This window comes from uncultured Parasphingopyxis sp. (genome assembly GCF_937129435.1).
In the GTDB taxonomy this organism is placed as follows: Bacteria; Pseudomonadota; Alphaproteobacteria; order Sphingomonadales; family Sphingomonadaceae; genus Parasphingopyxis.
Genome location: NZ_CAKZNF010000002.1, coordinates 1 through 9,826, shown reverse-complemented (window position 1 = coordinate 9,826; position 9,826 = coordinate 1). Strand labels below are relative to the sequence as shown.

The 9,826-nt window shown below is 65.5% G+C and carries 9 protein-coding genes; 7 read left to right on the top strand and 2 right to left on the bottom strand.

The window, feature by feature from the left end; genetic code table 11:
* The 3 genes from Q0139_RS00250 to Q0139_RS00240 all read left to right on the top strand — a co-directional run.
* A partial coding sequence (locus tag Q0139_RS00250) for an A/G-specific adenine glycosylase (protein WP_298015803.1) occupies window positions 1-1,012 on the top strand: 1,012 nt, incomplete at its 5' end.
* Window positions 1,009-1,890: an NAD(+) diphosphatase gene (nudC, locus tag Q0139_RS00245; RefSeq protein ID WP_298015801.1), complete on the top strand. Its 882-nt coding sequence runs from the start codon at window positions 1,009-1,011 to the stop codon at window positions 1,888-1,890. The genes Q0139_RS00250 and nudC, both read left to right, overlap by 4 nt.
* Before the next feature lie 68 nt (window positions 1,891-1,958).
* Complete coding sequence (locus Q0139_RS00240; protein WP_367180711.1) at window positions 1,959-2,609, top strand: c-type cytochrome; 651 nt, start codon at window positions 1,959-1,961, stop codon at window positions 2,607-2,609.
* 126 nt (window positions 2,610-2,735) lie between these two features.
* Here Q0139_RS00240 and Q0139_RS00235 read toward each other — a convergent pair whose 3' ends face one another.
* Complete coding sequence (locus tag Q0139_RS00235; RefSeq protein ID WP_298015799.1) at window positions 2,736-3,635, bottom strand: TIGR00730 family Rossman fold protein; 900 nt, start codon at window positions 3,633-3,635, stop codon at window positions 2,736-2,738.
* Window positions 3,636-3,821: 186 nt separating this feature from the next.
* Window positions 3,822-4,475, bottom strand: coding sequence for an extensin family protein (locus tag Q0139_RS00230; RefSeq protein WP_298015797.1), 654 nt, complete (start codon window positions 4,473-4,475; stop codon window positions 3,822-3,824).
* Window positions 4,476-4,637: 162 nt separating this feature from the next.
* Between Q0139_RS00230 and Q0139_RS00225 the strand changes: the two genes are divergently transcribed.
* The 4 genes from Q0139_RS00225 to Q0139_RS00210 form a co-directional block, all read left to right on the top strand.
* Complete coding sequence (locus Q0139_RS00225; protein WP_298015796.1) at window positions 4,638-5,798, top strand: phosphoserine transaminase; 1,161 nt, start codon at window positions 4,638-4,640, stop codon at window positions 5,796-5,798.
* A gap of 128 nt (window positions 5,799-5,926) precedes the next feature.
* Complete coding sequence (gene serA, locus Q0139_RS00220) at window positions 5,927-7,504, top strand: phosphoglycerate dehydrogenase (RefSeq protein WP_298015794.1); 1,578 nt, start codon at window positions 5,927-5,929, stop codon at window positions 7,502-7,504.
* Window positions 7,505-7,533: 29 nt separating this feature from the next.
* Window positions 7,534-8,652: an ATP phosphoribosyltransferase regulatory subunit gene (locus Q0139_RS00215; RefSeq protein WP_298015792.1), complete on the top strand. Its 1,119-nt coding sequence runs from the start codon at window positions 7,534-7,536 to the stop codon at window positions 8,650-8,652.
* 175 nt (window positions 8,653-8,827) lie between these two features.
* Window positions 8,828-9,826, top strand: a 999-nt coding sequence (locus Q0139_RS00210) for an adenylosuccinate synthase (RefSeq protein ID WP_298015790.1), incomplete at its 3' end; no start/stop codon positions are given.

The following is a 9,826-nucleotide window of genomic DNA, read 5'->3' as shown; positions in this document are numbered from 1 at the left end:
TGATCGGAACGCCCGGCGCTTGCCATGGCGCGCGCAGCCCGGCGATCCGCCATCCCATCCCTATCGCGTCTGGCTATCGGAGATCATGCTGCAGCAGACGACCGTGGCGGCGGTGAAGCCGCGCTACGCCGATTTTCTTGCCCGCTGGCCCGATGTGGAGGCGCTCGCGGCGGCAGAAGATGCCGATGTGATGGCGGCATGGGCGGGGCTTGGCTATTATGCCCGCGCCCGCAATCTCGTCGCCTGCGCGCGTGTCGTAGCCTCGGAACATGGCGGGAAATTTCCAAGCACGGAGAGAGCGTTACGCAACCTTCCTGGTATCGGCGATTCTACCGCCGCAGCCATCGCGGCCATCGCACTCGGCGAGCCGACGGCGCCCGTGGATGCCAATGTCGAACGCGTCGTCGCCCGGCTCGATGCGATCGCCGAGCCGCTGCCCGCCGCGCGCAAGGCGATTCGGGAGGTCGCGGCGGACATCTACCCGGACGATCGTGCCGGCGATTTTGCCCAGGCGATGATGGATCTGGGCTCAACCATCTGCACGACCCGCAACCCAGCCTGCGCCATTTGCCCGCTCCGCCCCGAATGCGCCGCCGCCGCGACCGGCGATCCCGCCACCTATCCGGTCAGGCCCGCCAAGAAGGCCAAGCCGCACAAATACGGCACCGCCTGGTGGATCGAACATGACGGCGCGGTGCTGCTGGTCCGGCGGCCGGACAAGGGGATGCTGGGCGGGATGCGCGCGCTTCCTTCGGGCGACTGGACCCGCAAACGCCAAGCCGAAAAAGCACCGGCAGACGCCGAATTCATGCCGCTCGGCACCGTCGCGCACAGCTTCACCCATTTCGATTTCAGTCTCGACGTGCAGGGGGCACGCCTCTTGACGCGGGCCGCACTGGACGGCGAATGGTGGCCGATCGACGATCTCGACGCGGCGGGCCTCCCCACGCTGTTCGCCAAGGCCGTCACCCTCGCCCGGGCGCAGTTCGAGGCCCAAGGAGACATTCAGTGAACCTCAAAATCAGCCCCGGCGTCACCGGATCGCCGCTCGAACGCGCCGACCAGTTCCGCATCGACGATGCGAAAATGTCCGAATTGCGCGCGAGCCTTCGGACGCGCATCCTCAAATTGAACGATCTCGACCCCGACATCTCGCCCGAAGGCGCGCTGCAATGGGGCAGCTTCGCCGATTGCGGCGAGGAGGACGAGCTGCTGTTCCTCGGCATGGACGGCGAATCGCCCTGCTTCGCGCCGCTGTCGATGGACCGGCCCGCCCAGGGCAACCGCGCCTATGCGGTGTGGCAGTATCTCGGCATCATGCCGCCCAAGGAAGCAGCGACCTATGCCGCCGCGCGCTCGCTGATCGAATGGCATCGCGGCCATCGCTTCTGCAGCAAGTGCGGCAACGAAACCCGCGTCGCCAAGGCCGGCTGGGCGCGGCATTGCGACAATTGCGGGGCCGAGCATTTCCCACGCGTCGACCCCGTCGTCATCATGCTCGCCGAATATGAAGGCAAGGCGCTGGTCGGGCGCCAGCCGCGTTTCCCGCCCGATCGCTATTCGGCGCTGGCCGGTTTCGTCGAGCCGGGCGAATCGCTCGAAGAAGCCGTCGCGCGCGAACTGCACGAAGAAGCAGGCGTGCGCGCGACCGAGGTCCGCTACCTCGCCAGCCAGCCCTGGCCCTTCCCCAATTCGCTGATGATGGCGTGCATCGCACCCGTCGAGGACGACGCGATCACGCTCGACGAACAGGAGATCGAGGACGCCAAGTGGGTGACGCGGGACGAGGTCCGCGCGGCGCTCGCCGGCGATCCCGGCGCCCCGTTCATCTGCCCGCCGCCTTTCGCCATCGCCCATACGCTGTTTTCGCACTGGGTGGACGCGGATTGATGCGCTTGCGATAAACGCCGCGCCTTATTAAAGCACCGGCCAAACCACCCTAGGGGCGAAACCAAATCATGAGTCAGTTCAACACGATCGCAGGCTGGGCCTTGGCGGGCGGCATCGTCGCGCTCGGATCCTCCATCGTCACCGCCGAGATGTGGCACGCCGAACGGCCCGAAGAGATGGGCTATGTCGTCGAAGGCGTCGCCGTCGAAGGCGGCGAAGGCGAAGAGGAAATGTCGATCGAGGCGGCGCTGAACGAGGCGACGGTCGAACAGGGCGAAGCCGTGTTCGCGCGCTGCGCCAGCTGCCACACGATCAACCAGGGCGGCGCCGACGGGATCGGGCCGAACCTTTACGGCGTTCTGGGCGCGCCGCACGGCCATGTCGCCGGCTTCGCCTATTCGTCCGAACTGGCCGGCATTCCCGGCAACTGGACCTTCCAGGCGATGAGCGACTGGCTGCGCCGTCCGTCCGAATATGCACCCGGCACAAAGATGAGCTTCGCCGGCCTTTCCGACCCGCTCGATCGCGCCGCCGTCATCCTCTACCTCAACGCCAACGGCTCGAACCTGCCGATCCCCGCCCCGCCCGCCGACGATGCGGCCGAGGAAGACGAGGCGGCGACCGAGGGCGAGGACGAAGCGATCGAAGACGCCGAGAATGCCGATCCGGAAGCCGAAGCGGCGACCGAGGCCGAAGTCGGCGACGCTGCAGGCGAATAATCGATCGCTACGGCAGTACACCCGTTAGCCCTGAGCTTGTCGAAGGGCGCCTCGCGAGAATGAGAGACGGGCTTCGACAAGCTCAGCCCTAACGGACGGGTTTGTCCTGATTGAGTGAATCGGGCGCTAATCCAGCGTCAGCACCGTCGGCTCGGATTTCCACCCGACCGGATCCTTGTAGAAATCCTCGACCAGCGACCAGGCCTCGTCCGCCGTCTCGACGAATCGCAGGATCTTGAGGTCGTCAGGGGAAATCGTCCCCTCTTCCGCCAGCGCCTTGAAATCGACAACGCGCGTCCAGAATTCCTCGCCGAACAGCAGGATCGGCAGCGGCTTCATCTTGCCCGTCTGGACAAGGCAGAGCAGCTCGAACAATTCGTCGAACGTCCCGAATCCGCCGGGAAACGCCGCAACGGCGCGGGCGCGGATCAGGAAGTGCATCTTCCTGAGCGCGAAATAGTGAAACTGGAAGCTGAGCGATGGCGTCACATATTCGTTCGGCGCCTGCTCGTGCGGCAACACGATGTTGAGCCCGATCGAATCGGCGCCCTCGTCGGCCGCGCCGCGATTGGCCGCCTCCATGATCGACGGCCCGCCGCCCGAGCAGACGACGAATTGCCGCTTGCCGTCCTCGCCCGTGCCGAACCGGCTCGCCTTGCGGGCCAGCGCGCGCGCCTCTTCATAATATTTCGCCTTGGCGCGAAGCCGCTCGGCGACCTTCTTCTGCGTGCCCTCGACCGCATCGACCATGGCATCGGCCAGCTTGGGTTCGGGAATGCGCGCCGATCCATACATGACGAAGGTCGATCCGATATTCGCCTCGTCGAGCAGGATTTCGGGCTTGAGCATTTCGAGCTGGAAGCGGACCGAACGCAAATCCTCGCGCAACAGGAAGTCGGGGTCCTGAAAGGCGAGCCTATAGGCGGGATCCTGCGTCTGCGGCGTCGCAATTTCGGCCGCGCGCGAATAAGCGGCGTCCTCGCCGGAGGTGTAGAAGATATGGTCGGGAATGTTGGGGTCTCTCATGCGGTCCTGTTAGCGGGGTGGGCGAGCGAGGCAAGAATGGGGCTTTTTCGTCAGACTCGACCTTTCGGTCGAGCGCCGCACCGGCCCGCACCCCCACCCGGCCTCCCATTCAGGATAATCACGTGGGAGGCCGGGTGGGGGTGCGGGCCGGTGCGGCGACCTCGCGCTAGCGAGGTTCTGACATAGTCATCGGCAATACGGCCCGCGATCGCCCATATCGAAGTGGAAATGGTCGCGATGATCGGCATTGGCGTCGGGGCCGAGCACGATCTCGAACGTCCGGCACGCGCCCGCATGCAGGTCGCGCAGGAAAGCGCGCTCGCGGCTGTCACCGTTCCAGCCGTCTTCGACCGTAACCGTCCGTCCGTCGGCGAACGCAAAGGCGCGGATGTCGATGGCGTTGGCCTTGCCATGTTCCGACAGCCGTCCAGACCCGTTGATCCTGCGGCAGCTATAGGTGCCGATCGCATCGACCCGCGTCACCTGCTCGCCGAAATTCCGCTGTGCCGCCGGCTGGAGCACGTCGCGCACCCATCGGCCGTAGCGATCGGCGAGCGGGCAGGTCATCGCGCCGAGATTGCGAGTCGGCACGCCGACCTGGAGCAATTGAACGGTATCGCGCGCATGGCATCCGCCCGAAAATTCGCGGTCGGGCAGGCGGCGATAGCGCACCCCTGCCCGGTCCAGCCCGGAAAGGCATTGCGACAGCGTCGTGCTGGGCGAGGGCAGCCGCTCGGTGCTCTGCTGCCTGGGTTGCGGGCGCGTATTGTCGCTGCGGCCATCGATCATGCCACAGGCGGCCAGGCTCAGGGCCAGCGCGATCGTCCCCCACACTCTCATGGCCGATTTGATGATCGCGGACCGGCCACGGGTCAACGCGGCTATCCCCCTTTTGAGTCGAACCGTGCGGTTTCGGCGTTGACATGCCGCACCGCAGCACGCATCTCGTGCGTGGGCCACGCTGCCCCAACGCAGCGCGCGCTCTCTGTGAGGAGAGATTATATGACGACAGAACCTACGGTCCGTCCGGACCGCCCTTTCTTTTCATCCGGACCCACGTCCAAATTCCCCGGCTGGTCGCTCGACAAGCTGAAAACCGACGCGCTCGGGCGGTCGCACCGTTCCGCACTCGGCAAGGAACGACTGAAATACGCCATCGACCTGAGCCGCGAACTGCTCGGCATCCCTGACGATTATCTGATCGGCATCGTGCCCGGTTCCGATACCGGCGCGGTCGAACTCGCCATGTGGAACATGCTCGGCGCCCGTCCGGCGACCGTCGCCGCCTGGGAAAGCTTCGGCAATGTGTGGATCCAGGATGCCGCCAAACAGCTCAAGCTCGACAATCTGACGACGCTCGATGCCGATTATGGCGAGATCCCCGATCTGGCGAGCATCGGCAAGGGTGACGACATCGTCTTCACCTGGAACGGCACAACGTCCGGCGCGAAGATTCCGAACACCGACTGGATCGCAGACGACCGCGAGGGCGTGACGATCAACGACGCCACCAGCGCCATCTTCGCGCAGGAGATGGATTGGCCGAAGCTCGATGCGACGACCTATAGCTGGCAGAAGGTGATGGGATCGGAAGCCGCGCACGGCATGCTCATCCTCAGCCCGCGCGCCGTCGAACGGATCGAAAGCTACGATCCGCCCTGGCCGCTGCCCAAGATCTTCCGCGTAAAGAAGGGCGGCAAGCTCAACACCGCGATCTTCGAGGGCGCGACGATCAACACGCCGTCATTGCTCGCAACCGAAGATTATATCGCGAGCCTCGAATGGGCGAAGTCGATCGGCGGCCGTGCCGAGCTGATCGCGCGCGCCGACCGCGCCAGCGGCGTCGTCTACGACTGGATCGACAAGACCGACTGGGTCGAACCGATGGTATCGGATCCGGCCAAGCGCACCAATACCGGCGTCTGTTTCAAGTTCGCCGGCGATTGGTATGACGGCCTCGACGATGAGGCCAAGGCGAGCGTGCCGAAGAAGATCGTGAAGCTCTGCGAAGAACGCGGGGTCGGCTACGATTTCAACGGCTATCGCGACGCACCGCCATCGCTTCGCATCTGGTGCGGATCGACGGTCGAGGCCGACGATGTCGCAGCGCTGCTGCCCTGGATCGAATGGGCCTATGCCAAGGTCAAAGAAGAGCTTTCCTGATTTCTCGCTCTCTCCCCTTCAGGGGAGAGGGTTGGGAGAGGGGGCTGTCCTCTAAAATTTACGCAACAGGCCGGGTTTCGAGACTGCCCCTCTCCCGGCCTCTTCCCTGAAGGGGAGAGGAGATAATCATGCCCAAAGTACTGATTTCCGACAAGATGGACCCCAAAGCGGCCGAAATCTTCCGATCGCGCGGGATCGAGGTCGACGAGAAGACCGGTCTCGACAAGGACGAGCTGGCCGAGATCATCGGCGAATATGACGGCCTTGCCATCCGTTCGTCGACCAAGGTCACGCCGAAGATCCTCGAACGCGCCGACAAGCTGAAGGTCGTCGGTCGCGCCGGGATCGGCGTCGACAATATCGACATCCCCGCGGCCTCGGCCAAGGGCGTCGTCGTGATGAACACGCCGTTCGGCAACTCGATCACGACCGCCGAACACGCCGTCGCCATGATGTTCGCGCTCGCCCGGCAGCTGCCCGAAGCCGATGCCTCGACCCAGGCCGGCAAATGGGAGAAGTCCAAATTCATGGGCGTCGAGCTGACGCACAAGGTGCTCGGCCTGATCGGCGCCGGCAATATCGGCTCGATCGTCGCCGACCGCGCGCGCGGGCTGAAGATGAAGGTGATCGCCTACGATCCCTTCCTGACCGAGGAACGCGCCGTCGAACTCGGGATCGAGAAGGTCGATCTCGACGACCTTCTCGCCCGCGCCGAATTCATCACGTTGCACACGCCGCTAACCGACCAGACGCGCGGGATCCTGTCCGAAGACGCCTTTGCGAAGATGAAGGACGGGGTGCGGATCATCAATTGCGCGCGCGGCGGGTTGATCGACGAAGCGGCCCTCAAAGCCGCCATGGACTCGGGAAAGGTTGCCGGCGCGGCGCTCGATGTGTTCGCCGAGGAACCGGCCAAGGAGAGCCCCCTTTTCGGCACGCCGGGTCTCATCTGCACGCCGCATCTCGGCGCCTCGACGACCGAGGCGCAGGTCAATGTCGCGATCCAGGTGGCCGAGCAATTGAGCGATTACCTGCTCACCGGCGGCGTCACCAACGCGCTCAACATGCCATCGCTATCCGCCGACGAAGCACCGAAATTGCGGCCCTATATGGCGCTTGCCGAAAAGCTCGGCTCGCTGGTCGGGCAGCTCGCACACGACGCGGTCAAGGGTATCGCGATCGAGGTCGAGGGCGCGGCCGCCGAACTCAACCAGAAGCCGATCACGGGCGCCGTGCTCGCCGGTTTCATGGGCGCCTATTCGGACAGCGTGAACATGGTCAACGCGCCATATCTGGCCAAGGAACGCGGCCTCGATGTCCGCGAAATCCGGCACGAGCGCGAGGGCGTCTATCACACGCTCGTACGCGTCGCGGTGATGACCGACGAGGGCGAGAAATCGGTGGCCGGCACGCTGTTCGGCGAATCGGTCCCGCGCCTCGTCGAGATCTTCGGCGTGTCGATCGAGGCCAATCTCGAAGGCGCGATGCTCTACGTCGTCAACGAGGACAAGCCGGGTTTCATCGGCAGCATCGGTACGACATTGGGCGAAGCCAACGTCAATATCGGCAACTTCCACCTCGGCCGGCGCGAAGGCGGCGGCGATGCGGTGCTGCTGCTGTCAGTCGACCAGCTCGTCGACGAGCCGGTGATGTGGAAGGTTTGCAACCTGCCCGGCGTGAAAAAGGTGAAGGCGCTGAACTTCTAATGGCGCGGGCAAAAGGTTAGGGAGCGGCGATGACGACGCTCCCGCCCGGCCTCCTGCCCGAAGGATTGCGCGACCGGCTCCCGCCCGAAGCGGGGGCCGCGTCGCGGCTGCTGCGCGCCGTGCAGGATTGCATGCACGGCTTCGGCTATGAGCGCGTGTCGCCGCCGATGGCGGAGTTCGAGGAAGGCCTCGCGGGGCGGTTGAAGGCGGGTCAGGGCCGTGACCTGCTCCGTATCGTCGATCCTGTATCGCGGCGAACATTGGCGCTGCGTCCCGACATTACCGCGCAGGTCGGGCGGATCGCGGCGACGCGGCTTGCACACCGGCCCCGGCCGCTGCGCCTCTGCTATGGCGGCGCGATCCTGAAGCTTCACGCGACTCAGCTGCGGCCCGAACGCGAATTGTTGCAGGTCGGAGCCGAACTGATCGGGACAGACACCGTCCCCGCCGTGCGCGAAATCCTGCGGCTCGCGGTCGATGCACTGGCCGCGGCGGGGGTCGAAGACATCACCGTCGATCTGACGCTGCCCGATCTCGTGCAGACGCTGGCCGAAACGTCGCTGCCGATCTCGGCGGACAAAGTGGAACAGGTCCGCGCCGAACTTGATGAAAAGGATGCAGGGGCGATCTCTGCCCTCGGCGCCGAAGCCTATCTGCCGCTGATCGGCGCTGCGGGTCCCTTCGACACCGCGATGGAAAAGCTGCGCGCGATCGACGATGGCGGTGCGCTCAAGACACGCCTCGATGCACTGGAGGAGATCGCCGGGCCAATCGCTGGCAAGGCCGCGCTAACCCTCGATCCGACCGAGCGCCACGGCTTCGAATATCAGAGCTGGGTCGGCTTCTCGCTCTTCGGCAAGGGCATCTCCGGCGAGATCGGGCGCGGTGGCAGCTACACGATCCTGCATCAGGACGGCGCAGAGGAAAGCGCCGTCGGCTTTTCGCTCTATATCGACCCGCTGATCGACGCCGGCCTCGGCCGCAGGGATGCTCCTCGCCTGTTCCTGCCGCTCGGCACGCCCGACAACGAAGCCGCCGCCTGGCGCGAACAAGGCTGGCGCACGGTCGCGGCGCTATCGGAAAGCGATGGTGGCGAAGCGCTGGGCTGCACGCATCATCTGATCGATGGCGAGGCGCGGCCCTATTGACGGCACCCGGCCGACGATCATTCACCGCAAGCCATGCCATGCCCGTTGACTTGCACGCACCCTTACCAGTAGGGCGCTGCCGCGTTCGGGCGTTCGCGTCCGCCTATCCCATCCGCGCGCCGAGTCCTGTCGAAGGGCGTGCCGGATCATCTTGGCAGGTTGGAGGAGTCTAACCATGGCCAACGTCACCGTGATCGGCGCCCAGTGGGGCGATGAAGGCAAGGGCAAGATCGTCGACTGGCTGTCGGCGCGCGCGGATTGCGTCGTTCGCTTCCAGGGCGGGCACAATGCGGGCCACACGCTCGTCATCGGCAATGAAACCTACAAGCTGTCGCTGCTGCCCTCCGGCATCGTCCGCGGCACGGTCTCGATGATCGGCAACGGCGTGGTGCTCGATCCCTGGGCGCTGAAGGCCGAGGTCGAAAAGATCGCCGGACAAGGCGTCGAGGTGACGCCCGAAAAGCTCCATATCGCCGAGACCTGCCCGTTGATCCTGCCGATCCACCGCGATCTCGACGCGCTGCGCGAGGACGCGAGCGGCGAAGGCAAGATCGGCACGACGCGGCGCGGCATCGGCCCGGCCTATGAAGACAAAGCCGGTCGCCGCGCCATCCGGGTCTGCGACCTTGCGCATCTCGATGAGTTGGGTCCGCAGCTCGACCGGCTCTGCGCGCATCACGACGCGCTGCGCGCCGGCTTCGGCGAACAGCCCGTCGATCGCGAGCGCCTGCTTGCCGACCTGACCGAAATCGCCGATTTCGTGCTGCCCTTTGCCAAGCCCGTCTGGCGCTCGCTCAACGAGGCGCGGGCGCGCGGCGACCGGATCCTCTTCGAAGGCGCGCAGGGCGTGCTGCTCGACGTCGACCACGGCACCTACCCCTTCGTCACCTCCTCGAGCTCGACGGCGGGCGGCGCGGCGACCGGCTCGGGCATCGGGCCGAACCGCATCGACCGCGTCATCGGCATCGTCAAGGCCTATACGACGCGCGTCGGCGCCGGGCCCTTCCCGACCGAGCTCTTCGACGAGTCTGGCGAGTTTCTGCGCAAGACCGGCTTCGAGTTCGGCACGACGACGGGGCGCCCGCGCCGCTGCGGCTGGTACGACGCCCCGATCGCGCGGTACACGGCGCGCATCAACGGCGTCACGGACTTCGTCATGACCAAGCTCGACGTG